Source organism: Aquimarina sp. KJ22-3 (assembly GCF_055808215.1).
Map to the genome: position 1 here is coordinate 3,685,001 of NZ_CM147859.1, position 26,260 is coordinate 3,711,260.

General features: G+C 36.4%; 17 protein-coding genes, 2 tRNA genes, 2 rRNA genes and 3 pseudogenes (1 of these 24 only partly in view). 19 read left to right on the forward strand and 5 right to left on the reverse strand.

Annotation, left to right across the window (positions count from 1 at the left end):
- The 4 genes from AC0L3Q_RS16895 to AC0L3Q_RS16910 all read right to left on the reverse strand — a co-directional run.
- A 23S ribosomal RNA gene (locus tag AC0L3Q_RS16895) occupies positions 1 to 431 on the reverse strand; it reaches 2,389 nt to the left of the window's first position.
- Positions 432 to 548: 117 nt separating this feature from the next.
- Positions 549 to 622 (reverse strand) — tRNA-Ala (locus tag AC0L3Q_RS16900).
- Between the two features lie 89 nt (positions 623 to 711).
- A tRNA-Ile gene (locus AC0L3Q_RS16905) sits at positions 712 to 785 on the reverse strand.
- Between the two features lie 125 nt (positions 786 to 910).
- Positions 911 to 2,436: ribosomal RNA gene (locus AC0L3Q_RS16910) — 16S ribosomal RNA — on the reverse strand.
- The 16S and 23S rRNA genes sit together here with 2 tRNA genes alongside, the layout of an rRNA operon.
- A gap of 700 nt (positions 2,437 to 3,136) precedes the next feature.
- Here AC0L3Q_RS16910 and thrS point away from each other — a divergent pair.
- The 11 genes and pseudogenes from thrS to AC0L3Q_RS16965 all read left to right on the forward strand — a co-directional run bounded on the left by thrS (position 3,137) and on the right by AC0L3Q_RS16965 (position 16,088).
- Positions 3,137 to 5,083: a threonine--tRNA ligase gene (gene thrS, locus AC0L3Q_RS16915; protein WP_473281241.1), complete on the forward strand. Its 1,947-nt coding sequence runs from the start codon at positions 3,137 to 3,139 to the stop codon at positions 5,081 to 5,083.
- A 95-nt stretch (positions 5,084 to 5,178) separates the two neighbouring features.
- Positions 5,179 to 5,666, forward strand: a pseudogene (infC, locus tag AC0L3Q_RS16920) (translation initiation factor IF-3).
- Between the two features lie 62 nt (positions 5,667 to 5,728).
- Positions 5,729 to 5,926 (forward strand): 50S ribosomal protein L35, encoded by a 198-nt coding sequence (rpmI, locus tag AC0L3Q_RS16925; protein WP_027394180.1) that lies wholly within the window; start codon positions 5,729 to 5,731, stop codon positions 5,924 to 5,926.
- Between the two features lie 135 nt (positions 5,927 to 6,061).
- Complete coding sequence (gene rplT / locus AC0L3Q_RS16930) at positions 6,062 to 6,406, forward strand: 50S ribosomal protein L20 (protein ID WP_073320319.1); 345 nt, start codon at positions 6,062 to 6,064, stop codon at positions 6,404 to 6,406.
- A 176-nt stretch (positions 6,407 to 6,582) separates the two neighbouring features.
- Positions 6,583 to 6,987, forward strand: coding sequence for a hypothetical protein (locus tag AC0L3Q_RS16935; RefSeq protein ID WP_473281244.1), 405 nt, complete (start codon positions 6,583 to 6,585; stop codon positions 6,985 to 6,987).
- Between the two features lie 6 nt (positions 6,988 to 6,993).
- On the forward strand, positions 6,994 to 9,765 hold the full coding sequence (locus AC0L3Q_RS16940) for a PAS domain-containing hybrid sensor histidine kinase/response regulator (protein ID WP_473281246.1): 2,772 nt from the start codon (positions 6,994 to 6,996) through the stop codon (positions 9,763 to 9,765).
- Between the two features lie 38 nt (positions 9,766 to 9,803).
- Complete coding sequence (locus tag AC0L3Q_RS16945; RefSeq protein ID WP_473281248.1) at positions 9,804 to 10,610, forward strand: TrmH family RNA methyltransferase; 807 nt, start codon at positions 9,804 to 9,806, stop codon at positions 10,608 to 10,610.
- A gap of 99 nt (positions 10,611 to 10,709) precedes the next feature.
- Complete coding sequence (locus AC0L3Q_RS16950) at positions 10,710 to 11,942, forward strand: M48 family metallopeptidase (RefSeq protein WP_473281250.1); 1,233 nt, start codon at positions 10,710 to 10,712, stop codon at positions 11,940 to 11,942.
- Positions 11,943 to 12,114: 172 nt separating this feature from the next.
- Positions 12,115 to 14,319 (forward strand): RelA/SpoT family protein, encoded by a 2,205-nt coding sequence (locus AC0L3Q_RS16955; RefSeq protein ID WP_073320331.1) that lies wholly within the window; start codon positions 12,115 to 12,117, stop codon positions 14,317 to 14,319.
- A 30-nt stretch (positions 14,320 to 14,349) separates the two neighbouring features.
- The gene (locus AC0L3Q_RS16960) at positions 14,350 to 14,817 is read left to right on the forward strand and encodes a Fur family transcriptional regulator (protein WP_073320333.1); all 468 of its coding nucleotides are present in this window, start codon (positions 14,350 to 14,352) and stop codon (positions 14,815 to 14,817) included.
- Positions 14,817 to 16,088, forward strand: coding sequence for an adenylosuccinate synthase (locus AC0L3Q_RS16965; protein WP_473281252.1), 1,272 nt, complete (start codon positions 14,817 to 14,819; stop codon positions 16,086 to 16,088). Before AC0L3Q_RS16960 ends, AC0L3Q_RS16965 begins: the two co-directional genes overlap by 1 nt.
- 76 nt (positions 16,089 to 16,164) lie before the next feature.
- Here AC0L3Q_RS16965 and AC0L3Q_RS16970 read toward each other — a convergent pair whose 3' ends face one another.
- Positions 16,165 to 17,130, reverse strand: a complete 966-nt coding sequence (locus AC0L3Q_RS16970) for a TolB family protein (protein WP_473281254.1) — start codon at positions 17,128 to 17,130, stop codon at positions 16,165 to 16,167.
- 614 nt (positions 17,131 to 17,744) lie between these two features.
- On the opposite strand from AC0L3Q_RS16970, the gene AC0L3Q_RS16975 reads away from it, so the two are divergent.
- The 8 genes and pseudogenes from AC0L3Q_RS16975 to AC0L3Q_RS17010 form a co-directional block, all read left to right on the forward strand.
- Positions 17,745 to 19,622 (forward strand): OstA-like protein, encoded by a 1,878-nt coding sequence (locus AC0L3Q_RS16975; RefSeq protein ID WP_473281256.1) that lies wholly within the window; start codon positions 17,745 to 17,747, stop codon positions 19,620 to 19,622.
- A gap of 17 nt (positions 19,623 to 19,639) precedes the next feature.
- Complete coding sequence (locus AC0L3Q_RS16980; RefSeq protein WP_473281258.1) at positions 19,640 to 20,842, forward strand: aspartate aminotransferase family protein; 1,203 nt, start codon at positions 19,640 to 19,642, stop codon at positions 20,840 to 20,842.
- Positions 20,843 to 21,158: 316 nt separating this feature from the next.
- Positions 21,159 to 22,550 carry a tetratricopeptide repeat protein gene (locus AC0L3Q_RS16985; protein ID WP_473281260.1) on the forward strand — a complete coding sequence of 464 codons (1,392 nt, stop codon included), beginning with the start codon at positions 21,159 to 21,161 and terminating at the stop codon, positions 22,548 to 22,550.
- A gap of 80 nt (positions 22,551 to 22,630) precedes the next feature.
- Entirely contained in the window at positions 22,631 to 23,596 is a 966-nt protein-coding gene (locus tag AC0L3Q_RS16990; RefSeq protein ID WP_473281262.1) for a DUF368 domain-containing protein, read from the forward strand.
- Between the two features lie 3 nt (positions 23,597 to 23,599).
- Positions 23,600 to 24,625, forward strand: a complete 1,026-nt coding sequence (locus tag AC0L3Q_RS16995; protein WP_473281263.1) for a DUF368 domain-containing protein — start codon at positions 23,600 to 23,602, stop codon at positions 24,623 to 24,625.
- A pseudogene (locus AC0L3Q_RS17000) lies at positions 24,622 to 25,352 on the forward strand (shikimate dehydrogenase family protein). Before AC0L3Q_RS16995 ends, AC0L3Q_RS17000 begins: the two are co-directional and overlap by 4 nt.
- 135 nt (positions 25,353 to 25,487) lie before the next feature.
- The gene (locus AC0L3Q_RS17005) at positions 25,488 to 26,087 is read left to right on the forward strand and encodes a hypothetical protein (protein ID WP_473281265.1); all 600 of its coding nucleotides are present in this window, start codon (positions 25,488 to 25,490) and stop codon (positions 26,085 to 26,087) included.
- Positions 26,084 to 26,179: pseudogene (locus tag AC0L3Q_RS17010) on the forward strand (hypothetical protein); the annotation flags it as partial. The gene AC0L3Q_RS17005 and the pseudogene AC0L3Q_RS17010, both read left to right, overlap by 4 nt.
- Positions 26,180 to 26,260: the final 81 nt, after the last annotated feature.

Consider the following 26,260-nt stretch of genomic DNA (forward strand, 5'->3'; position numbering starts at 1 on the left):
CCAAATTCACACAGGGTTTCCCGTGCCCCGCGCTACTCAGGATACTACTAAGTATTTGATCTTTACTTATACAGGGCTATCACCTTCTCTGGCCTGTCTTTCCAAACAGTTCTAATTCATTACAAATCCTATCTCGTAGTCCTACAACCCCAAACCGGCCGTAACCGATTTGGTTTGGGCTATTCCGCGTTCGCTCGCCACTACTAACGGAATCACTATTGTTTTCTTCTCCTATGGGTACTTAGATGTTTCAGTTCCCCACGTTCGCCCATCTTACGATGTGACATGTCTTCAACATGCCGGGTTGCCCCATTCGGAAATCCACGGATCAACAAGTATGTGCCTCTCCCCGTAGCTTATCGCAGCTTATCACGTCCTTCTTCGCCTCTGAGAGCCTAGGCATCCCCCATACGCCCTTAATTAGCTTATGTCTTATGCTTTAATTTGCTCTTAGTTTTTTTCTTTACATCACACAATTTTACAATCATGTGTGCTCGTTTTTTCTCTAAATCAATATGTCAATGAACGTTGTGGCCTTAAAGACCTTGTGGAGAATACCGGAGTCGAACCGGTGACCTCCTGCGTGCAAGGCAGGCGCTCTAGCCAGCTGAGCTAATTCCCCGTCTTATAAAGTTGACCGTAGCCAAATATTAGTTGACAGTAGCACAACTTCTAAAATTTCCTTATTCAATATAAAATGAACTTATTTCGTAGTCTCAGGCAGACTCGAACTGCCGACCTCTACATTATCAGTGTAGCGCTCTAACCAGCTGAGCTATGAGACTTCGTTAGTAAAAATCAATTGCCTAATAAAACAATCGATCCCTTAATATTTAATTGACAGCCGAAAAACTAAAATCAACTCCTTGAATAAAAACCTTCTGAGTCGTACCATTTCTAAATTCTCTAGAAAGGAGGTGTTCCAGCCGCACCTTCCGGTACGGCTACCTTGTTACGACTTAGCCCCAGTTACTAGTTTTACCCTAGGCCGCTCCTTGCGGTGACGGACTTCAGGTACCCCCAGCTTCCATGGCTTGACGGGCGGTGTGTACAAGGCCCGGGAACGTATTCACCGCATCATGGCTGATATGCGATTACTAGCGATTCCAGCTTCACGGAGTCGAGTTGCAGACTCCGATCCGAACTGTGACCGGCTTTATAGATTCGCTCCTTATCACTAAGTGGCTGCTCTCTGTACCGGCCATTGTAGCACGTGTGTGGCCCAGGACGTAAGGGCCGTGATGATTTGACGTCATCCCCACCTTCCTCGCGGTTTGCACCGGCAGTCTTGCTAGAGTTCCCGACATTACTCGCTGGCAACTAACAACAGGGGTTGCGCTCGTTATAGGACTTAACCTGACACCTCACGGCACGAGCTGACGACAACCATGCAGCACCTTGTAATCTGTCCGAAGAAAACTCTATCTCTAAAGCTGTCAGACTACATTTAAGCCCTGGTAAGGTTCCTCGCGTATCATCGAATTAAACCACATGCTCCACCGCTTGTGCGGGCCCCCGTCAATTCCTTTGAGTTTCATTCTTGCGAACGTACTCCCCAGGTGGGTTACTTATCACTTTCGCTTAGCCACTCAGACCGAAGTCCAAACAGCTAGTAACCATCGTTTACGGCGTGGACTACCAGGGTATCTAATCCTGTTCGCTACCCACGCTTTCGTCCCTGAGCGTCAATCAATTGTTAGTGATCTGCCTTCGCAATCGGTATTCTGTGTAATATCTATGCATTTCACCGCTACACTACACATTCTAACCACTTCACAATGATTCAAGACCTACAGTATCAATGGCAATTTTACGGTTGAGCCGCAAACTTTCACCACTGACTTATAAGCCCGCCTACGGACCCTTTAAACCCAATGATTCCGGATAACGCTTGGATCCTCCGTATTACCGCGGCTGCTGGCACGGAGTTAGCCGATCCTTATTCGTAGAGTACCGTCAGAGCTCTACACGTAGAGCGGTTTCTTCCTCTATAAAAGCAGTTTACAACCCATAGGGCAGTCTTCCTGCACGCGGCATGGCTGGATCAGAGTTGCCTCCATTGTCCAATATTCCTCACTGCTGCCTCCCGTAGGAGTCTGGTCCGTGTCTCAGTACCAGTGTGGGGGATCTCCCTCTCAGGACCCCTATCTATCGTCGCCTTGGTGAGCCGTTACCTTACCAACTAGCTAATAGAACGCATAGCCATCTTATATCGATAAATCTTTAATACTAAACTGATGCCAATTCAGCATACTATGGGGTATTAATCCAAATTTCTCTGGGCTATCCCCCAATATAAGGTAGGTTCTATACGCGTTACGCACCCGTGCGCCGGTCGTCAGCAAGATTGCAAGCAATCTCCTGTTACCCCTCGACTTGCATGTGTTAAGCCTGCCGCTAGCGTTCATCCTGAGCCAGGATCAAACTCTTCATCGTTTATTCTTAAATATTATCTATCTAAAAACAATACAACACAGAATTAATCGGTTCTTATCTCAATAGATGATTCTAGTCTTTCGATTTAATTTATTTGCTTCGATTCTCAGTAATAAAACCAAAAATCGTACGCGCTGTCAATCAATATGTCTATGAACTTCTTTAGATTCAAATGCCACTATTAATAGCATCCTAAAACTTCGTCATTACTAAGGGAATCGAACCCTATTTTTAGCTAGCCAAAACCAACCCTAAACCATTGTAATTTCTCTTATGAACTTCGCTTCTCTCTCTCAAAGCGGGTGCAAATATACAACCCCTTTTTTATCCACCAAAACTTTTTTGAAATATTTTTAAAAAGTTTTTTTTCGAAGCTGTCAATGAACATTACTAAACTACATCTACCCTCAAATCTCTTCCCCGTTTAGCGGCTGCAAACATACAGCCTTTTTAATTACCAACAAGACTTTTTTAAAGTTTTTTTAATCTTTTTTTAATCTTTTTTTAATCTTTTTTTAATCTAAAAACCCAACACACTAATACACCATTACTTACAGCTAAAAAAATTAAAACGAATGGGTCGAGCCCATCTTTAACACATTCAAAACACCGAAAACTTATTTCCTATTAAATATCTACTTATAGTATTGTAAGGATTTTATTATCGTATTATCTTTGCAACTTTAATTTAATAAAAGAGATGATCAAAATTACGTTACCAGACGGTTCGGTTAGAGAATACGATAGCGGTATTACTGCTATGGGTGTTGCCAAAGATATTAGTGAAGGTTTTGCCAGAAATGTTATTTCGGCAAAGTTTAATGACACCACTATTGAAACCTCTACCACATTAACCACTGATGGTAACCTTGTTTTATATACCTGGAAAGACAAAGAAGGAAAAGCTGCTTTTTGGCATTCTTCTTCGCATGTATTAGCACAAGCTTTAGAAGAGCTGTATCCTGGTGTAAAATTATCTATTGGACCATCAATAGAGAATGGTTTCTACTATGATGTAGATCTTGGAGAAAATACTATTTCAGATAAAGACTTCAAAAAGATTGAAGACAAAATGCTTGAAATTGCCAGAGGTAAGCATGATTTCAAAATGAGATCGATTTCGAAAGAAGATGCCTTATCTAAATATCAAACTGAAGGAAACGAATACAAAACCGAGCTTATAGAGAATCTTGAAGATGGAACCATCACTTTTTGTGATCACGATTCCTTTACCGATTTATGTAGAGGTGGCCACATCCCTAATACAGGAATTATAAAAGCTGTAAAAATTATGAGCGTTGCTGGTGCCTATTGGCGAGGTGATGAAAACAACAAACAGCTAACTCGAGTATACGGTACTTCATTTCCAAAACAAAAGGAATTAAAAGAATATCTTGAATTATTAGAAGAAGCCAAAAAAAGAGATCATCGCAAACTAGGAAAAGAATTAGGCCTTTTTACATTTTCCCAGAAAGTTGGTCAAGGTTTACCATTATGGCTTCCTAAAGGAGCTGCTTTGAGAGAACGCCTTGAACAATTTTTGAAAAAAGCACAGAAAAAAGCGGGATACGAAATGGTGGTTACACCACATATAGGTCAAAAAGAACTATATGTAACTTCTGGTCACTATGCAAAGTACGGTGAAGATAGTTTTCAACCTATCAATACTCCTGCAGATGGTGAAGAGTTTTTACTAAAACCAATGAATTGCCCACACCACTGTGAAATATATAAGAGCGAACCTTGGTCCTATCGAGATCTACCTATACGATATGCCGAGTTTGGTACGGTGTATAGATACGAACAAAGTGGAGAATTACATGGGTTAACAAGAGTAAGAGGTTTTACCCAGGATGACGCCCATATATTTTGCACTCCAGATCAATTAGATGAGGAATTTAAAAAAGTTATAGACTTAGTTCTTTATGTCTTTGGATCTTTAGGTTTTGAAAATTTCACAGCGCAAGTATCCGTACGGGATCTTGATAAACCAGAAAAATACATTGGTGATGTAGAGAACTGGGAAAAGGCAGAAAATGCTATTATTAATGCCGCTAAGGACAAAGGCTTAGATTTTGTAGTAGAAAGCGGAGAAGCTGCATTTTACGGCCCTAAACTGGATTTTATGGTAAAAGATGCTCTTGGACGCAGTTGGCAGCTAGGAACTATTCAGGTAGACTACAATCTGCCCGAACGTTTTGACCTTACTTATAAAGGAAGCGATAATGAATTACACAGACCAATAATGATCCACAGAGCTCCCTTTGGAAGCATGGAAAGATTTATCGCTATCTTACTAGAACATACCGGAGGAAAATTCCCGCTGTGGCTCATGCCAGAACAAGCTATTGTTCTCTCTATCAGCGAGAAATATGAAAAATACTCCGAAAAAGTTTTAAATTTGTTAGAAAATGCCGAAATTCGCGCCCTTGCAGATGATAGAAATGAAACGATAGGAAAAAAGATTCGTGAAGCAGAAATGAATAAATTTCCTTATATTATAATCATCGGAGAACAAGAAGAAAAAGATCAAACCATATCTGTTCGCAAGCACGGAGGCGAAGATCTAGGTGCTATTACAATAGCAGAGTTTAAAGAAATTGTAAAAAAAGAAATTAATAATACACTAAAACCGTTTAACGGATAAGAAAATAAAGTTTAATTAAAAAAATTTAAGTCATAGCAATAAGAAGAAGAAAGTCTCAAAGGCCAGCCAGAATAATCAAAGAAGACGCTCACAGAATCAACAATAAAATACGTGTTGACGAAGTGAGATTAGTTGGTGACAATGTAGAGGTAGGTGTATACCCTACCAGAAAAGCATTGCAGATTGCAGAAGAGCAAGGGCTTGATCTTGTTGAGATATCGCCCAAAGCGAATCCACCTGTTTGTAAAATAATGGATTACAAAAAATTCCTTTACGAACAGAAAAAAGAGAAAAAGCTCTTAAAGCCAAAGCAACCAAAGTAGTTATTAAAGAAATCCGTTTTGGACCAAACACAGATGAGCATGATTATGAGTTCAAAAAGAAACATGCGATCAAATTCTTAAGTGAAGGTGCCAAATTAAAAGCATATGTTTTCTTTAAAGGCCGTTCTATTATATATAAGGATCAAGGACAAATTTTGTTGTTGAGACTTGCTCAAGAATTAGAAGAGTACGGAAAAGTGGAACAAATGCCTAAGCTAGAGGGTAAGCGTATGATTATGTTTATCGCTCCCAAAAAGTAAAGTCAATTCTTGCATGCTCAAGAATTCAAGATAATAAGTGAGATTATAAAACTAAGGATACAATGCCTAAAATGAAAACAAAATCCAGTGCCAAGAAACGTTTTAAGTTGACCGGTACCGGTAAGATCAAAAGAAAGCACGCTTTTAAGAGTCATATCCTGACAAAAAAATCTAAAAAGCGTAAGCTAGCTTTAACGCACTCTACATTGGTGCACAAAAGCGATGAAAATAGTATTAAAGAGCAATTACGTTTGAAGTAATTACAATTTAATCAAGGTTAAAATTAATATAAACCCAGGAGTTAGGCTCTAAAAATTTGATTCAGGAATCATTAAGAATCAAAAAATAAGCAAAGTGTCGATTATCGGCCGCCTACTACTAAAAAATTTAAAATTATGCCAAGATCAGTTAATTCTGTTGCAAAAAGAGCTAGAAGAAAAAAGGTTCTTAAGCAAGCAAAAGGTTACTTCGGAAGACGTAAAAACGTTTGGACAGTAGCAAAAAATGCGGTTGACAAGGCGATGCAATATTCGTACAGAGACCGTAGAAACAAAAAAAGAACTTTCCGTGCTTTATGGATTACTCGTATTAATGCGGGTGCTCGTTTACACGGTATGTCTTATTCTCAATTCATGGGAAAAGTAAAAGCTAACAACATCGAATTGAACCGTAAGGTTCTTGCAGATTTAGCAATGAACAACCCTGAAGCTTTTAAAGCGATTGTAGAAAAAGTAAAGTAATTTTTTTATAATAATAAACGATCTCACTTATATAAAAAACCCGCGAAATTCGCGGGTTTTTCATTTTTAAAACCTTCTTAAATACGACTTTTATCGACAAAACCCCTCACTTTATCTGTAAAAAATGTCAAAAACAAGGATTTTTTCATTATTTTTATCAAAACCCCCAAAATAAAATGAAAAAATCTTACACTACTGCTGTACTGGTATTCCTCGGCACGCCCATAGGACTCTTTGCGCAAGAACATTCGGCGCATTCCAGTGACACACTTCTGGCGGAGCAAATATTTGGACTCTTAGAAATGCCCTTTCTAGCAATTGCATTGGTATTTAGTTTTCTTACCGCCACACGATTAAAAGGCGGAAAATTTGGTTCGGGAATGACCCTCCTTGCATGGGGATTTGTGGTCATGGCTCTTGGGCACCTGCATATGCAAATTGCGCACATTTTTAATTTCAACATTTTTAAAAATCTTTTTGGGGATACTTTAGGCAACTACATTTGGTTTGTTGCTTTGATCCTTACGTGGGCATTGTCAGCATTGGGCTTTTACAAAATATATAAAGCCAGTAAAATCTAGTCGTTAATGATCCAGTGGCTTAAAAGAATACTCCCCAGTAAAAAAGCCCAACTTCCAAAGAATCAAGAAGAGCAACAAATTGTTGATCTTATCCATTCTTTAAGGAAGAAGATCGACGTATCTTCTATCGACTTCAATTTAGAAAACAGAATAAAATCTTTCGAATTCCTTCCTCTTCAAAAAAAGATAGAAACCCTACCTGAAACTTATTTGTTTCTCGAAAAATATATCACCACTAAAAACTTAGATTCTGAATCTCTTCGAGAAAAAATACAGCACAAGTATCCTTTTCTAAAACAATACCGAAACTTTGAACTATTATTTCATCCAGTTGATGAGCAAGAACTAATATTATGCAAAATTTTTCTGCTACGAGTACTACAGAGATCTTCAGAGTTGATTGGTAATTTTAATGATCCAAAAATTATTACAACAAAAACATATTTAGAATCTACTTATGATTTTAAAACCATTGATGTTATAAAAGAAAGGAAAAGCCTACTCGATTTTTCTAATGAAATTTATTCGAAGATAAAAGGTAGTTTAGGTATTAATGCCATCACCAATATTTATCTCAATATTTATAAAAAATACTTTCAGTCTTATCATCTGTTAGAGTCTTTCACCTCTATACTCAATGTAATTCCGGAAGAAATCTTATCCAAAGATCTCATCACCTTTCCTAGCAAGCAACAAATGCTAAAAATGTTGCAAAAACAATTATTTAGTCTCGAGCAAATAAATGAAAGGCTTACAGAAGAGATTATCGAAAGGAAAAAAGTTGAAGAAGAACTAAAACAAAGCGAGCACCTTAAAACTATTATCTTGGAAACGGCTATGGATGGCACCATCCTAACCAATAGCCAGGGAACAGTTCTCAATTGGAACAAGGAAGCTGAGAATATTTTAGAATTAAAAAGGGAAGAAACTATTGGCAAAAGTATCTATTCTTTGGTTCCCTATAAACTACGCCAACAATTACGGAATAGCTTTGATAATTATATCGCTACCGGAGATGATGATTTAATTAACAAAAGGGTAGAAACCTCGGTAAACAGAAGAGATGGAAGTGTTGTATACATAGAACTAACCATCGTAGCTATTGAAACTAAAGACGACTATTTGTTTAATGCATTTTTTAGAGATATTACCAACAAAAAAATCATTGATAACGAGATTAGAGAAGCCAAAGTAATGGCCGAAAAATCAGCCAAAGCAAAATCTGTTTTTCTCTCTAATATGAGTCATGAAATACGAACTCCGCTAAACGTAATTCTTGGGCTAACCGGAATTTTACAAAAGAGTGATTTCACGAATCCAATGGTAGATCAAAAAAATCTGGATGGTATTCAATTCTCTGCCGAAAATCTATTGGGTTTGATCAATGACATCTTGGATTTTTCTAAAATTGAAGCGGGTAAGCTCACACTGCAAAAAACAGACTTTAACCTTCACGAATTAATCTCTAACGTTTCGAGAGGTTTCAAAATAAAAGCAGACGAGAAAGGATTGGGATATAAAATGAAGATCGAATCATTGGTTCCCAAGTTCATTATTGGCGACCAACTCAGACTTAATCAAATCCTAATCAATCTACTGGGTAATGCCATTAAGTTTACACACGAAGGGGAAATCTCGATAGAGGTGAGCACAAAAAATATGACTTCAGGAAAAGTAGCACTACATTTCCTGGTAAAAGATACCGGTATCGGCATTCCCGAAGATAAATTAAACTCTATATTCGAGAGTTTTTACCAAGTGCACAAGCCCGGTAAAAACAAAATAGAAGGAACTGGTTTAGGGCTTTCGATATCAAAGCAGCTTATAGAAATGCAGGGAGGTACCTTAATCGCCAAAAGCAAACCTGGCAAAGGATCTTCTTTTGAATTTACCATTGAATATGAAATTAGCATCCTAAAGCGAAATCTTAATCATCAAAAAGGCACCGACAATCAACAAAAACATAGCGAATATTTATCGGGATTAAAAGTATTGGTGGTCGAGGATAATAAGATGAATCAGTTTTTCATTCAACAATTATTATCAAATTGGAATGTAGGAGTTCAAATGGCTGAAAACGGAGAAATCGCTGTAGAATTAGTTGCACAAGAAACCTATGATTTAATTTTGATGGACATGCACATGCCCGTAATGGATGGTCCGGAGGCTGCTGCTCTAATAAGAGCTTCCAAAAATCCAAAAATTAGTCAAATTCCAATTATAGCCTGCTCTGCAGATGTCTTCCCCGAATCCAAAAGAAGAGCTACAGAATCTGGAATGGATTTTTATCTAACAAAACCAATAAATGAAAATGAGTTAGAGGAAATTCTATTAAGTTTAAAATCGAATACTCATAACCGTACTATACCTAAAAAAGATCATGCTCATCTCAATTCTACTACACATTTAACAGAAAAAAAGGTTTTTCATGATTTATCTTTTCTAAAGAAAACCTTTGACAATGATACCGAAATTATCCATTCTGTTTTACAAATCTTTTTGGACGCGACACCCACAGATTATCAAAAATTATCCGATGCCATCGCTTCAAAAGACCATACATTAACCCAACAGTTTGCACATAAACTAAAATCAAGTTTCAAAACTATTGGCTTAACAAACCAAGCTTCACTTCTACAAACCATAGAAACCGCTGCAAGGGAAGAGCAAAAATTTGATTTGATTCAAAAGGAGTTTGAAAACTTGGATGAGTCCTACCCAAATGTAATAGAAGAGATAAAAAAATGTGCAAAAGATTTTACTCCTTCTAACTCCTAACCCATTCTTTTCTGGTCGCTATTCTTATCTTTGCTTTTATGCAAAACACGATTACCAGCTTTCAAAATCCTAAAATAAAATTCCTAAATCAACTTAAAGAAAAATCAAGAGTTCGAAAGAAGGAAGGGCTTTTTGTTATTGAGGGACAGCGAGAGCTTTCCTTAGCATTAGAGGGAGGATACACCATTACACAACTGTACTACTGCTCTTCTATCATTACTTCTGAAACCATTGATGCTATTCTGAGTAAAGTTCAAGATCAGGTGATGGTATTCGAAATTACTACTGAAATTTATCAAAAGCTTTCTTACAGAACCACAACCGAAGGTGTTATAGCTGTAGCGACTTTTAAGAATCTTGATATTCAAGATCTTGTTTTACCATCCAAAAACCCGTTGATTCTAGTTGCCGAAGCACCTGAAAAACCAGGAAATATTGGAGCCTTACTACGTACGGCTGATGCAGCCCAGTTGGATGCTGTATTAATTGCTAATCCAAAAACAGATGTATATAATCCAAACATCATAAGATCAAGTATTGGATGTCTATTTACTACCAATTTGGCTGTAGGCAGCTCTTCTGAGATTATCGATTTTCTCAAAAAACAACATATTACCATATATGGAGCAGCGTTACGAGATGCCGTAGATTATCATATACAAGATTACACCCAACCAACCGCTATAGTAGTAGGTACAGAAGCCACTGGACTAAGTGATGTCTTCTTGGCCAGTACAGACCAGAATATTAAAATCCCAATGAGTGGAGTTATCGACTCTATGAATGTCTCGGTAGCTGCAGGAATTTTGGTATTCGAAGCCAAACGTCAAAGAGATTTCATTTAGGAAAAGATTATAGTTTTATGTCATAAATAGATTTAAAATCACTACCTTACCCTCTCGTACTGACCCCAAGAAGGATTGAACGACTAATTGCTATAACTAATGACCCCAACCTCGCTGTTTTACTTACTCATTGCTATTATTGTTATTGTCTTTTTAATTGATTCTTTATTGGATATTCTTAATGCAAGACATTATAACGATAAAATTCCTGAAGAACTTTCTGATGTTTATCCCCAAAAAGAATATGAAGATTCTATTGCCTACAAACGGGCAAACTACAAGTTCAAACTAGTTTCTTCTGCTATTTCTTTGGTCATGATGCTCTTGTTCTTTTTTTTAGACGGGTTTGCCTGGGTGGATCGGCTAGCAAGAAGTTTTTCAGACAATCCTGTGGTCGTTGGTCTCATTTTCTTCGGAATCATTATGATAGGAAGTGATATCCTATCCACACCAACGGTATACTACAAAATCTTTGTGATCGAAGAAAAATTTGGTTTTAACAAGACTACCAGAAAGACATTCATCATCGATAAATTTAAAGGGATCATTATGATGATCATTGTGGGGGGAAGTCTGCTGGCGCTGATCATGTGGTTTTATGAACTTACTGGAAAATCTTTTTGGATATATGCCTGGGCGTTGGTGTCAATTTTTACAGTTGCCATGAATATGTTTTATGCCAAATTGATCGTTCCTATATTCAACAAACAAACTCCTTTAGAACCTGGCGATCTGAGAAATACTATAGAAGCCTATTCTAAGAAAGTAGGATTTCAATTAAAAGATATTTTTGTCATCGATGGCTCCAAAAGAAGTACCAAGGCGAATGCATATTTCTCTGGATTCGGTAGTGAAAAAAGAATCACACTCTACGATACACTTATTAAAGATCTGGACAAGGAGGAAATTGTTGCTGTGCTTGCGCATGAAGTTGGACATTACAAGAAGCGTCATGTAATCATCAATCTTTTGCTATCCGTTGCACTTACTGGTATCACGCTATGGTTCTTATCACTTTTTATAGCAAATCCTTTATTATCTGAAGCGCTTAAAGTAGATACTCCGTCGTTTCATATTGGTCTTATTACTTTTGGTGTTTTATACAGTCCTATTTCTGAAATCACCGGTTTGATTATGAATGTAGTTTCGAGAGCCTTTGAGTATCAGGCCGATGATTATGCAAAAGAAACCTATGATAGCGAAGCGCTTATCAATAGTCTTAAAAAACTTTCTAAAAATAATTTCAGCAATTTAACGCCTCATCCTGCTATGGTGTTTATTCATTATTCGCACCCTACTCTGCTTCAGCGAATAAGAAACCTGAGAAAATAAATCAATTATAAGTCCTTGGTGGTTACAATTCTTAATTGTATTTTTAATTATTATATGCCACAATTTCTGGTTGATTGACAAGAATAGTGAAAGGCACAATTTTTGTCACTATACATTACAAGGGGATATCACACAAGACGCTAAATAGGGCTTTCTTAGAAAACTTTAAGTTATGACTGAAGCTGCTATCGAAGAAGAAAATAAACAGATTGCAAAGCAATACAAAGAGTTGCTTCGTATTAGTTATAGAGATCTTTCTAAAGAAGATAAAAAACTAATACGACAGGCATTTGATGTTGCTGTAGATGCTCATAAAGATCAGAGACGCAAAAGTGGTGAAGCTTATATCTTTCACCCTATCGCTGTTGCCAAAATTGTTGCTAGCGAAATAGGTTTGGATGCAACTTCTATCGCTGCGGCCTTACTTCACGATGTGGTAGAAGATACCGAGTACACCTTAGTGGATATCGAGCAGATGTTTGGAGAAACTGTAGCTCGTATTGTTGACGGACTTACCAAAATTTCTTCCTTAAAAAAGGATAAAGATATATCGCTGCAAGCAGAAAACTTCAGAAAAATGCTCCTTACCCTTAATGATGATGTTCGGGTAATTATCATTAAGATTGCAGATCGATTACACAACATGCAAACCATGGATGCCATGCGACCTGATAAACAAGTCAAAATTGCATCCGAAACCCTGTACATTTATGCACCTCTTGCCCATCGAATCGGGCTTTACAATATTAAAACAGAATTAGAAGATCTGGGACTCAAATACACAGAGCCTGAGGTTTACAAAGATATTCTGGAAAAAATAACAGAAAGCAAAGAAGAGCAAGATGCTTACATCAAAAGATTTTCTGACAAAATTAGAGAAGGGCTTGATAGAGAAGGGTTAACCTACGATATCAAAGGTAGGCCAAAGTCTATTTTTTCGATCCGGAGAAAAATGGTAAAACAAAATATTTCATTTGATGAAGTATATGACAAATTTGCCATTCGGATTATTTACAAATCAGATTTTGAAAATGAAAAGTTCATTGCCTGGAAGATCTATACGGTTGTAACTGATTATTATCGTCCCAACCCTATTCGTTTAAGAGATTGGATTTCTCAACCCAAATCCACTGGATATGAAGCTTTGCATATCACCGTTATTGGACCTGATAGTAAATGGGTAGAAGTACAAATACGTAGTGAGCGTATGCATGAAATTGCAGAAAAAGGATATGCTGCGCATTACAAATACAAAAATACTGAAGAGAAACAAGACCAGGGTCTTGATGGATGGCTAAATCGTCTACAAGAGGCTTTAGAAAACTCTGAAGCCAATGCTGTCGATTTTGTTGAAGAGTTTAAACTTAATCTCTATTCTAAAGAAATATTTGTGTTTACTCCTGAAGGAGACCTTAAATCACTTCCAAAAGGAGCTACAGCACTGGACTTTGGTTTTAGTGTACATACCGAGGTAGGCCTTAGAACCAGAGGATCTCGGGTAAACGGGAAATTGGTCCCACTCAGTCACGAATTGAAAAGCGGTGATCAAGTAGAAATTATTACTTCTCCCAAGTCTAAACCATCTTCAAGCTGGTTAGATTACGCTACCACAGCTAGAGCCAGATCAAAAATAAAATCTGCACTTAGAGACGAGAAAAAGCAAATTGCGGAAGAGGGTAAAGTGATTCTAAAACGAAAACTTCGTTCTCAAAAGATCACCATGAGCGAAAAAGTGGTCAACGAATTGGTGCTCTATTTTAAATTGAAAACAAGTCTGGATCTTTTCTATAGGGTTGGTATTGGCACTATAGACAATCAGAAAATCAAGGAATTTGCTACAACCCGAAGTAATGTTTTCATGAATTTTATCAAAAATAGAATTCGCCGAGGAAACGTGAAAGATGTAGACAAAGAAGAGATTACTTCAAAATACGATTTACTTGTTTTTGGTAAGGATTCTGAAAAACTGGAATATAAACTTTCCAACTGTTGTAATCCTATTCCTGGAGATGATGTTTTTGGTTTTATTACTGTAAATGAAGGTATCAAAGTACATAAAAACAATTGTCCAAACGCACTACAGCTACAAAGTAATTACGCCTACCGTATCATGCCAGCAAAGTGGATTGATTCTTCGCAAGAAGAGTTCAAAGCCGTTATTAAACTGAATGGTATTGATAATATTGGTGTAGTAAATGAGGTGACACAAATCATTTCAAACAATATGCATTTGGCTATTTACAACATGAATTTTGATACTAATGATGGTGTATTTACAGGTAAAATTACTGTTGGAGTAAGAAATAAGGATACCCTAAAAACAGTAATGAAAAATCTTTCCAAAATAAGTGGTATTGATAAAGTAGTTCGTGAATAAAAAATAATGTAACTTTGCGTTTTTGAGCGTATGAGTACTAGAGCAACTACACAAAATGACCAAAATATCGTTAAGAACGTGTTTACCAGTTTCTTAGAAGAAAACGGACACCGTAAAACACCCGAACGATATGCGATTCTACAAGAAATTTATGAAAGCGACGAGCATTTTGACATAGAATCACTCTATATCAAAATGAAAAACAAAAATTATAGAGTAAGTCGTGCTACTCTATACAATACTATCGAACTTCTTTTGGAGTGCAAACTGGTTCGAAAACATCAATTTGGACAAAATCAGGCCCAATATGAAAAATCATATTTCGACAGGCAACACGATCATTTGATTTTGACCGATACCGGAGATGTTCTTGAGTTTTGTGACCCTAGAATTCAATCCATTAAAAAAACAATAGAAGAAATATTTGATGTGGATATCACTAACCACTCACTATATTTTTACGGAACTAAAAAGAAACCAACTAATCAAGACAACTAATGGCGGTAAATTTATTGCTAGGTCTTCAATGGGGAGACGAAGGTAAAGGAAAAATTGTAGACGTTCTTACCAAAGATTATGATATTATTGCACGATTTCAAGGAGGTCCAAATGCGGGACATACCTTAGAATTTGATGGCATCAAACATGTATTGCATACGATCCCAAGTGGGATTTTTCATGACAAAGCCATTAATTTGGTTGGAAACGGAGTTGTAATTGATCCAGTAATTTTCAAAAAAGAGTTAGACAACTTAAATAAGTTCAATTTGGATTATAAATCCAAGCTACTTATCTCTAGAAAAGCACATTTAATTTTACCTACCCATAGAATTTTGGATGCCGCTTCTGAAGCGTCTAAAGGAAAAGCAAAAATCGGTTCTACGCTTAAAGGAATTGGCCCCACTTATATGGACAAAACCGGAAGAAACGGTATTCGCGTTGGTGATTTAGAACTTGATGACTGGAAAGAACGTTATCGCAATCTTGCTAACAAACACGAAGCCATGATCGATTTCTACGATGCTAAAATCGAGTACGATTTGGCAGAATTAGAAAATGAATTCTTTGAAGCTGTTGAAACCTTAAAAACCCTGACTTTTATTGATAGCGAAGAATACTTGCATCAAGCACAAAAAGAAGGAAAAACAATTTTGGCAGAAGGTGCACAAGGGTCACTTCTAGACATTGATTTTGGAACGTATCCATTTGTTACTTCTTCGAACACCACTGCTGCTGGAGCATGTACAGGTCTTGGAATCGCTCCAAACAAAATCAAAGATGTGTTTGGTATATTCAAAGCATATACGACTCGAGTGGGTAGCGGTCCTTTTCCAACAGAATTATTTGATGATAACGGAGAAACAATGGCTCGTGTAGGTCATGAGTTTGGAGCTACTACTGGTCGACCCAGAAGATGTGGATGGCTTGATTTGGTAGCCTTAAAATATGCAGTTCACGTAAATGGTGTTACCAAGCTAATGATGATGAAAGGAGATGTATTAAGTGGCTTTGACACGCTTAAAGTTTGTACTGCGTACTCTTACAAAGGAAAAACTATTGACCACCTTCCTTATAATATTGAACCAGAAAATGTAACTCCAATCTATACAGAGATGAAGGGATGGTCAGAAGATCTTACTCAAATGACTGAGGCTTCTCAACTTCCTAAAGAATTGAATGAGTATATCGCATTTTTGGAAAAGGAACTAGAAACTCCAATTACTATCGTTTCTGTTGGACCCGATAGAAAACAAACCATCCATAGATAAAACGATATAACTGGTATCATATAAAAAAGCTGCCCTTTCAGGCAGCTTTTTCTTTTATATAACCAAGAAATAAAAACTACCAGGAAGTAATTTCCACATCTTTTTCTTTGATATTCATAATACGCTCCATTTTTTTCATGGTTTTAGGCTTATTTAAACCTGACTCCGGAAACGGCACTAATTGCCTAAATCCATAAATATCATCATTACCTTCTCCTCCATCTCGATTACTGGCAAAATACCCTACTTTGTTCTCTTCATTAATCACAAAAGTAAAATCATCTTGAGGTCCATTAATCGGATAACCGAGATTGTACGCTTTGGACATTGCATTTTTATCATGCAATACCATATAAACATCAAGATTCCCGTAACCAATATGCCCATCACTAGCAAAAAACAAATTCCCTTTGTCACTAACAAATGGAAATGTTTCTCTACCAGGTGTGTTAATTTGCCCTCCCAAATTATATGGAGTACCAAATGTTCCATCTTCAAAAATTTCTACCGCATACAAATCGGATTTCCCATAACTTCCTGGCATATCACTAGCAAAATACAGAACATTCCCATCTGCAGACAACGCAGGATGGGCAACAGAATATTCGTCACTACAGAAAGGCAATTCTTCTACATTTACCCATTTTCCATTTTTATTTGTAGCCTTATAGATTTTGAGAAGCACTTCCCCTGCTGCGTTAGCACTCCATTTATGATTGACATAATTATTTCTAGTAAAATACGCAGTTGTACCATCTTTGCTAAATACCGCAGAAGATTCATGGAATCTGGTATTTATATTTCCTTTTACCTTTTTGATAACCTCCTTATCAGACTTATTAGTTGCTATATATAAATCTGAAAACGGTTGCTTATTTTCTTCATCGTAAGATTTTGAAATACTCCTCGTATTTCTAGAAGAAGAAAACACTAGCTCCTCATTATGAAAAAAGGGAGCGTAATCCGAATTTTTGGAGTTGATGTTTAAAATATGGAGTTCATATCCTTCTGATTCGATAGCTAATGAAGTAAAACTATCCAACAATTGTATATAATTGTTCGACCCCCTTCATTTTCGTTTACCGATTCATAAGTAACCTGATTGTTATCATAGGTGTAATCAACCAGATTCTGATTTACCAACTCCAATTGTTTCCCCTGGGAAAATAGCATCCCACAAAACGAGAAAAAAACAGCCCCAAATGGTTTTTTCTCAAAAACATATTTTATTTTTTGTTGATTGTATTACAACTTTAGTCTCCTTTTTTTCAAATACATAACATGCTTCTCAAAAGGTATTTCCCGTACCTTCTAAAAAATTATATAATTGAATATTAAAAGAAGTATTGATCAATACTATCCCCATAGTATTGATTCATGATTTTTTGTTAGCGAAGCACAATTTACTGATACTTAAATATATATAATGTTAAAAAAACCGAAAATTTTAATTTCTTTACAAAATACTACGAACCTCCTCCTTTACAAAATGGGGCATACCCCTTACAAACCGGGGCAAAAAGGGGCTAACCCTCTTCCCGCTTTAGTCAATGAAAAAACTAAATTTGATGCAACACCAAAAACAGGAATAAGTATTTACTATTTGAACAATCATTAGATACAATTTTCGTTATTTTGCATACAAATTTGAAATACTTGAAAAATACATTTCTCTATATTGTTTTTTGTCTTCTATTGAGTTCTTTATCCTTTGCTCAGGAAGGAAAACCGATAAAAGTACAATCTGATCGTACCATTAAGGATCAAAACAGATTTCCTGGTGCCACTATCCTTGCCAAAGTAGACGAGCAAGTATATATGCAACATGAAGGTATTGAAATCTGGTGTGATCAAGCCATTCATTATAGTGAGGATAGATTCGTGAAAGCCTTGGGGAATGTAAAAATGATCCAAGGGGATACGATTACTATGACTAGCACATATGCAGAATACAATGGGGATACACAATTTGCATATGCCAGCGAAAATGTATTTATGGAAACTCCTTCGAATACTTTAAGAACAGACACCTTATTTTTTGATCGATTACGACAACAAGCCTATTATCGCAGTGGAGGTACTGTTCGAGATTCTTCGAACACATTAACTAGTCGTATTGGACGCTATTTTATGGATAGAAAACAATACTCGTTTAATACCGATGTAAAAATTGTAAACCCAGAAAACACTGTAGATTCGGATCGATTAGATTATTATACAGAAAACGGACATGCCTATTTGTATGGCCCCTCTACAGTAAAGGGAAAAGAAAGTACACTCTATTGTGAACGTGGGTTCTATGACACCAAAGTAAAAACAGGGTATGCTATCAAAAACGCGCGTATTGATTATGATAATCGAACAGTTTTTGGAGATAGTATTTTTTATAATAGCGCCATTCAATTTGCTTCAGCCACGAACAACATAAAAGTTCTTGACACTGCTAATAATTCAGTAATTACAGGGCATTATGCCGAAGTTTTCAAAGACAAAGATTCCGTATTTATCACAAAAAGAGCGCTCGCCGCTACTTTACAAGAAAACGATTCGATTTATATCCATAGTGATACCTTGATGGTAACCGGAAAACCCGAACATCGGATCATGAATGGATTTTATGATGTAAGGATCTACAAAAGTAATATGAGCGGTAAAAGTGATTCTATCAACGTAGATCAAACTACGGGGTATACTAAAATGATCGGAAGGCCTATCATTTGGTCTCAAAGAAATCAAATGACAGGAGATACCATAAAAATTATCTCTAACAAAGAGACCGAAAAACTAGATTCATTACTAGTCTATCAAAATGCATTTTTGGTCCAAGAAGACACTTTAAAAGCTGGATTTAATCAGGTAAAAGGTCAAACGCTTTATGGTCTGTTTAAGGATAATGAAATCTATCAGGTTGATATTGATAAAAACACTGAAACTATCTTTTATCAAAGAGAAAGCGAAGGAGAGCTTAAACTAATTGGTATCAACAAAGTATTATCCAGTTCTATTAAATTGTTATTAGAGCAAAGAGAAATCGTGGATGTTTACTATTATCAAAACGTTGATGGCACCTTGTATCGAGAAATTGATTTACCAGAAAATGCCAGAGAGTTATCTGGATTTCATTGGCGGGGTGATGAAAGAATTAATAGCAAGGCGGACTTATTTAGGGGTGAAAAGCCTCCTAAATTAACTAAAATAACAGGAATCCCTTTACCAAAAGATGAAGCAGATTTCTTTGATGAGGAAACGGTAAAACGTTTGGAAGAAAGTAAATCAGAAGGCTCTCGCTTGCTAGAGCAGGAGTTAAAAGATGCCGAATTGAAAAAAACCAACGAAGAGTTGGATTCCATTTCTTCTCCTGTGCAACAAAAAATACAAGAGGAAATTGATACTCAAAAGAATGATCCTAAGAAAAAGAGTTCTTTTATTGACATGGATCTACAACGTACGGCCAGGCAAAGAGACAGTATTACGGTTACTACGCTAAAGCATGTCAAGCAAAAGGATAGCTTGCAAAGATTATCCAACAATTAATGTAAGACCATCGTATCTTGAAAGAGGACTTTTTAAAATATCAGGCACAAACCACACCTCACCCATTGGCCATGGAAATATCACATGCCGAAGGTTCTTATATCTATAATCGTGCTGGTAAAAGATATTTAGATTTTGTAGCTGGAGTATCTGCATGTAGCTTGGGACACAGGCATCCTAAAGTTGTAGAAGCCATAAAGGAGCAACTTGATAAATATCTTCATGTAATGGTGTACGGTGAGTATATCCAGGAACCAGCGGTAGCATTGACTAAATTACTCGCACATCACCTACCTACTCCTCTGTCAAAAACGTATTTAACCAACTCAGGTACCGAAGCCATTGAAGGTTCTCTAAAATTAGCACGAAGGGTTACCGGACGAAGTGAAATCATTGCAGCAAAGCACGCCTATCATGGAAACACCATGGGATCCATGAGTGTTATGGGGTATGAAGAACGCAAACAAGCATTTAGACCCTTAATACCCGATATCAAATTCATCACGTTTAATAACGAACAAGAACTCGAGCAGATTACTACAAGTACGGCTGGAGTAATTTTGGAAACAATACAGGGTGGTGCTGGTTTTATTACTCCAAGTAATGACTATCTCAGAAAAGTCAGTAAACGATGTCATGAAGTTGGAGCACTTCTGATACTGGATGAAATACAACCAGGGTTCGGAAGAACTGGTAAGCTATTTGGCTTTCAAAATTATGGACTTACTCCCGATATTGTGGTTATGGGTAAAGGTATGGGAGGAGGACTACCTATTGGAGCTTTTACGGCTTCGGAAGACCACATGAATACTTTACAAGATCAACCAAAACTAGGTCATATTACCACTTTTGGAGGCAATCCGGTTATTGCTTCAGCAGCATTGGCAACATTACAAGAAATTACCGAGAGTGACTTAATGGCAGAAACGCTGGAAAAAGAACAACTATTCAGATCTTTGCTGGTACACCCTTTGATTGAAGAAATTAGAGGAATCGGACTCATGTTAGCTTTTATGACTCCTTCTTCAGAAATTACGAACGAAGTAGTACTACGATGTCAGGATAAAGGACTTATCCTATTCTGGTTGTTATTTGAGCCAAGAGCAGTACGCATTACCCCTCCTCTTACCATTTCTACAGCAGAAATAAAAGAAGGTTGCGCCATCATCACCTCTGTATTAGATGAGCTCTTACAAGAAAGAAAACTAGTTAAAAATTAGCATTTTGTCCTCAAAAATGTTATCTTAAAGCTACTATTCCGACTAAACACACAATCCTTACTCTTTTCTAAAAACTCATAGTGACTGACAAAATATGGTCATTTTACAAATGGTACATATTTTGTTAATTAGTTTGTTAAAAACAATTGATTGCTCAAGTTCAAACTTGCAATTTCATTTGTAATTTTAATACTGAGGAAATCAATAGTGCGAAAATAAATGAAGTATGGGATGTATTAATTATTCGTTTTTGTTGGGGAAAACAAAATCTATTTGACATTACTGTCCATTTATTGAGCATCTTTAATCAACGTGTATGAAATTTAACCACGAAGAAGAAAATAATTTCTCAATTACTCGATATGAGTCTATGCTGAGATCTAATGATGTGAAGTTTTTTGATTCTGATGAATTTGAGTCTATTATCCATCATTATCTTGAAAATGGAAAAATTGCCAAAGCTAAAAAAGCGATCTCTTTAGGACTTTCTCAACACCCATCTTCTGTAAACTTGAAATTACTACAAGTAGAAGTATTGGTTTTTGAAGATCGATTGGAAAAAGCGGATAATTTGCTAGCGCAATTGCATGCCATAGAGCCAGAGAATGAAGAAATCTATATTCAAAAAGCCAATATTTTATCCAAACAAAACGAACATAAAAAAGCCATAGAATTATTAAACATGGCGCTTCAATATACGAATGACCCTGCAGATGTTTATTCATTGATAGGAATGGAATATCTGTTTATGGACGATTTTGAAAATGCAAAAACAAATTTCATGAGATGTCTCGAAGCAGACGATCAAGATTACTCTGCTTTGTATAATGTGATTTATTGTTTTGATTTTCTGGAACAACACGAGGAGGCCATTGACTACCTCAATATGTTTCTGGACAAAAATCCTTATTGCGAAGTAGCATGGCACCAGGTTGGAAAACAATATTTTGATTTAAAAGATTATGAAAAGGCGTTAGCAGCTTTTGACTTTGCTATTATTAGTGATGAATATTTTATTGGAGCTTATCTGGAAAAAGGAAAAGTGCTGGAAAAGCTAAACCGGAATAATGAGGCTATAGAAAATTATAGAATCACGCTAGAATTAGATGACCCTACTTCTTTTGCCTTATTGCGTATCGGTAAATGTTTTGAAAAATTAGGTAATGATGATTTGGCACTTCAGCATTATACCAAAACAGTGCACGAAGATCCCTTATTAGATAAAGGGTGGATTGCAATCACCGATTTCTATATGAGAAAACGTAATTACCAGAAAGCACTATACTATATCAATAAAGCCATCAATATAGATTCAGAAAACGTGTTGTATTGGAAACGATATGCAAAAATCAATAATAAGCTTGCGTTTTTTGAAGAAGCAGAAAGAGGGTATCGTAAAGCCATCGAATTAGGTAATTATGAACTGGAAACCTGGAACAACAGATCTGATATTTTACGTTTTTTAGGAGAACCCAAAGCAGCTATTCAGAACCTGCACCAAGCGGTAGAATTCTATCCCGAAAATGCTGAAATTCATTATCGATTAGCTGGGCTGTATTATGAAAACGCCGATTTTGAAAAAGGAGAATTCCATTTGAGAAAAGGACTCGCTACGGATCATGAATATCTAATCGTATTAGAGGAATTATTCGAAAAAGTATACAACCTTACCCTGGTAAAAAATATCGTCTCAGAATACACCAAGTAAAAGAAATAAACACCTTTTTTCTTCTCGTATTCCATCATAAAAATGCATACATTTGTTTGACTATAACCAAAACAAAAAGAATGCATAGAAATCTTAAGGACTACCTAGTGATTTCGGTTAAAGGGCTAGCCATGGGCGCAGCAGATGTTGTACCTGGTGTTTCTGGAGGAACCATCGCCTTTATATCTGGTATTTATGAAGAATTAATTGAAACCATCAACTCACTTGATCTCGGTTTCTTCAAAACCTGGAAAAAAGAAGGTTTTCTGGTATCGTGGAAAAAATACAACCTATCTTTTTTAGTAGCTTTATTTTTGGGTATAGCTATTAGTATTCTTTCCTTAGCCAAACTCATCAAATGGTTATTACACAACCAACCCTTATTACTCTGGGCGTTTTTCTTTGGTTTGGTAATTGCTAGTATATTTTACATAGGAAAACAAATCACCAAATGGACCCCAAAAGTATGGATAGGAGTCATTATTGCTGGGGTAGTTTCTTATTTTATAACTATAGCAGAACCTTTTGCTTCTCCAGATAGCAATTGGTACCTGGTTTTTTGCGGATTCATTGCAATTATTGCTATGATATTGCCCGGTGTCTCTGGTGCTTTTATCCTATTAATTTTAGGAGCCTATCAAACATTTATTGATATTCTAAATCAATTTAGAGATGGTATTGTAAATTTTGATTGGGAGCTATTATACCAGGCAATTCTAAAAATTTTATTGATTGCCCTTGGTGCTATCGCCGGATTGAAATTGTTTTCGAAAGTCCTTAACTGGATGTTTAAAAATCATAAAAATACCACCTTAGCCATCCTTACAGGATTCATGATTGGATCCCTTAATAAGTTATGGCCCTGGAAAAAAGTACTCTCCTGGCGCACCAACTCTGAAGGAATACAAGTTCCTTTTATAGAAAAAAGCATTCTTCCTAGTCACTTTGATGGAGATCCAAAAATATTGTTGGTAATACTATTTATAATTATTGGTTTTTTATTAATTTTTACTCTTGAGCGTCTAGCCACAAAAAAGGCCAATTGATATATGCAACAAAGTACCAGAACGATTACAGATAGGATATTCCTTATTATAAAGGGCTTAGCAATGGGAGCGGCTAATAAGGTACCTGGAGTTTCTGGTGGAGTAGTAGCATTTGTAGCTGGTTTTTATGAAGAATTTATTTATTCGCTGCAAAAAATAAACTTTAAGGCATTTAAACTTTTTACCAACTTTAGGTTCAAAAGCTTTTGGAGATATATCAACGGGAGATTTCTGGGATTATTAATTCTGGGGATGTTGATTAGTTATTTTAGTGTATCCAAAATTCTGGATTACTTAATCATTCATTACGAACTTTATGTATGGGCTTGTTTTTTTGGAATGATCATAGGCTCCATCTACTATATTGTAAAAGATTTTGATGATTGGAGTAAGCGAAACATCCTTTTAATTACCTTGGGAACCATTGTTGGAGTGACGATTAGTCTTTTGGATCCTGCCAAAGAAAATGACAACCTTATTTTTGTTTTTATCTGTGGGATTGTAGGTGTATCCGGAATGACATTACCCGGTTTATCGGGCTCTTTTATTTTAATCCTTTTAGGAAATTATGTATTACTCCTGGTAGACTCTGTTAATGCATTATATGACACTATAGCTGATCTTGTTCGCTGGGATCTTTCTTTTATCGAAAACGCAAAAAGAATGAGGCTATTAAAAGTTTTGGTGGTATTTAGCCTTGGTTCTCTGATGGGATTAGTGACCTGGTCGCATTTCCTTGGATATGTATTGAAACGCTATAAGACTGCTACGTTTGCAGTGATTATTGGATTTATCACGGGTTCTCTCGGCGTAGTTTGGCCATGGAAAAATAAAATTTACAAAGCAGATACTTTAGGTAATACGTTATTGGATGCCCAGGGAAATCCTATTTTGGACAACTATGATCGCTTTTTCCCAGATGTAACTTCTTTACAAACATATATCGCATTAGTCTATATTTTGGTAGGTATAGGAATTGTACTTTGGCTAGAATGGTATGGTAAAAAAACGATCAAAACTTCAAAATGACAAAAATATACGGACTTTTAGGTAGGGATATCGGGTATTCATTCTCAAGAGGTTTTTTTCTGAAAAATTCGAAAAAGAACAGCTGGATTGCTCTTACCAAAACTTTGATCTCAAACAAATTGAAGATTTCAAAGATATTCTTACTACATCCCATATTTCGGGCTTAAATGTAACCATACCGTATAAAGAAGATGTGATATCTTATCTGGATGAACTTGATCCTGTGGCAAAAGACATTGGAGCGGTAAATGTGATTAGATTCGACAACGATAAACTAATAGGATATAACAGCGATTATTATGGATTTACCGAATCCTTAAAACCTCTCCTACATAGCAATATCAAAAAAGCACTAATTCTGGGAACCGGTGGAGCTTCAAAAGCCATAGCCTATTCCTTGAATCAGTTGGATATTTCTTACACATTTGTCTCAAGAAATCCCGATTTTAACGAAATGAGTTATAATGAACTCGACGAAGACATTATCCGGGAGTTTAAACTCATCGTTAATTGCACCCCTTTGGGCACACATCCTAATGTTGACAATTACCCAAACATTCCTTACGAATATATAACAAAGGATCATGTTTTGTTCGATCTTATTTACAATCCCAGCGAAACGGTATTCCTAAAAAAAGGAAAAGAAAAAGGTGCACAAACCGCGAATGGGCTGCAAATGTTAATATTTCAAGCACAAAAAGCTTGGGAGATTTGGAACAGCCTGTAAAACCTGATTTTGTCTTAAAATTCTTACTTAATATACATTTCGTTATTCCTAAAACACCCTCAATCCCTTTGAGGTTACCTAATATGTTAGTATCTTAGTGATGTTTAAGCTCAGACAAACAAAAACGTTCGCACAATGTCAACACAGGATAACCTGCCTAAAGCAGATGGAGATAAAGAAAATAAGATAGATATTCTTGAAACAAAGATTGAAGATCCAGTACATCAAGATCAAGAAGATCAGGTGACAACATCAGAAACCGAAGTCCCTGAAAATACTGAACCTGAAGTAACTGATCCTACCTCGAATACAGAAAACGAAAGTACCGAAGAAACATCTGCTCAAGAAACAACATCTGAAACCAGTGTTGAAAAAGAAGACCATGTCCAGAATCAAATGGATGAAGCTGTAGCAGAACACAGCGAAGACGAAAGCACTCTTGAAAGTCATGACATCGAAAAGAAAGATTACCATGCAATGAGCAAAGAAGAGCTCATTAAAGAGTTACGTTTTTTGGTAAAAAATGAAAAAGTGCAGGCTATCAAAGAACATGTTGAAGAAATCAGAAATGAGTTTAGCGCAAAATTTAACGAAGAAGTAGAACAAAAAAAGGAAGAGTTCCTTGCTGATGGAGGTGATATTATAGACTTCTACTACTCTACTCCAGAAAAAAAGAATTCAACTCTGTTTATTTTGACTACAAAGAAAAACGCAATGCGTATTACCAAAACTTAAAAAGAGATCTTCAAGAAAATCTTAACCGAAGATTAGATCTAATCGAGGAGCTCAAAGGACTTCTGAATGTAGATGAAAATATAAATACAACCTATAATCATTTCAAAAGTATTCAGGAAAGATGGCGTAATGCAGGACCCATACCCCGGGATAAATACAATACGGTATGGAAT

Excerpts from the sequence above, each read along its gene's own strand:
- AC0L3Q_RS16945 (WP_473281248.1), top strand. The coding sequence starts at position 9,804 with ATGCAAAACACGATTACCAGCTTTCAAAATCCTAAAATAAAATTCCTA.
- AC0L3Q_RS16940 (WP_473281246.1), top strand. The coding sequence starts at position 6,994 with ATGATCCAGTGGCTTAAAAGAATACTCCCCAGTAAAAAAGCCCAACTT.
- AC0L3Q_RS16990 (WP_473281262.1), top strand. The coding sequence starts at position 22,631 with ATGCATAGAAATCTTAAGGACTACCTAGTGATTTCGGTTAAAGGGCTA.
- AC0L3Q_RS16955 (WP_073320331.1), top strand. The coding sequence starts at position 12,115 with ATGACTGAAGCTGCTATCGAAGAAGAAAATAAACAGATTGCAAAGCAA.
- thrS (WP_473281241.1), top strand. The coding sequence starts at position 3,137 with ATGATCAAAATTACGTTACCAGACGGTTCGGTTAGAGAATACGATAGC.
- rplT (WP_073320319.1), top strand. The coding sequence starts at position 6,062 with ATGCCAAGATCAGTTAATTCTGTTGCAAAAAGAGCTAGAAGAAAAAAG.
- AC0L3Q_RS16950 (WP_473281250.1), top strand. The coding sequence starts at position 10,710 with ATGACCCCAACCTCGCTGTTTTACTTACTCATTGCTATTATTGTTATT.
- AC0L3Q_RS16965 (WP_473281252.1), top strand. The coding sequence starts at position 14,817 with ATGGCGGTAAATTTATTGCTAGGTCTTCAATGGGGAGACGAAGGTAAA.
- AC0L3Q_RS16935 (WP_473281244.1), top strand. The coding sequence starts at position 6,583 with ATGAAAAAATCTTACACTACTGCTGTACTGGTATTCCTCGGCACGCCC.
- AC0L3Q_RS16960 (WP_073320333.1), top strand. The coding sequence starts at position 14,350 with ATGAGTACTAGAGCAACTACACAAAATGACCAAAATATCGTTAAGAAC.
- AC0L3Q_RS17005 (WP_473281265.1), top strand. The coding sequence starts at position 25,488 with ATGTCAACACAGGATAACCTGCCTAAAGCAGATGGAGATAAAGAAAAT.
- rpmI (WP_027394180.1), top strand. The coding sequence starts at position 5,729 with ATGCCTAAAATGAAAACAAAATCCAGTGCCAAGAAACGTTTTAAGTTG.
- AC0L3Q_RS16985 (WP_473281260.1), top strand. The coding sequence starts at position 21,159 with ATGAAATTTAACCACGAAGAAGAAAATAATTTCTCAATTACTCGATAT.
- AC0L3Q_RS16995 (WP_473281263.1), top strand. The coding sequence starts at position 23,600 with ATGCAACAAAGTACCAGAACGATTACAGATAGGATATTCCTTATTATA.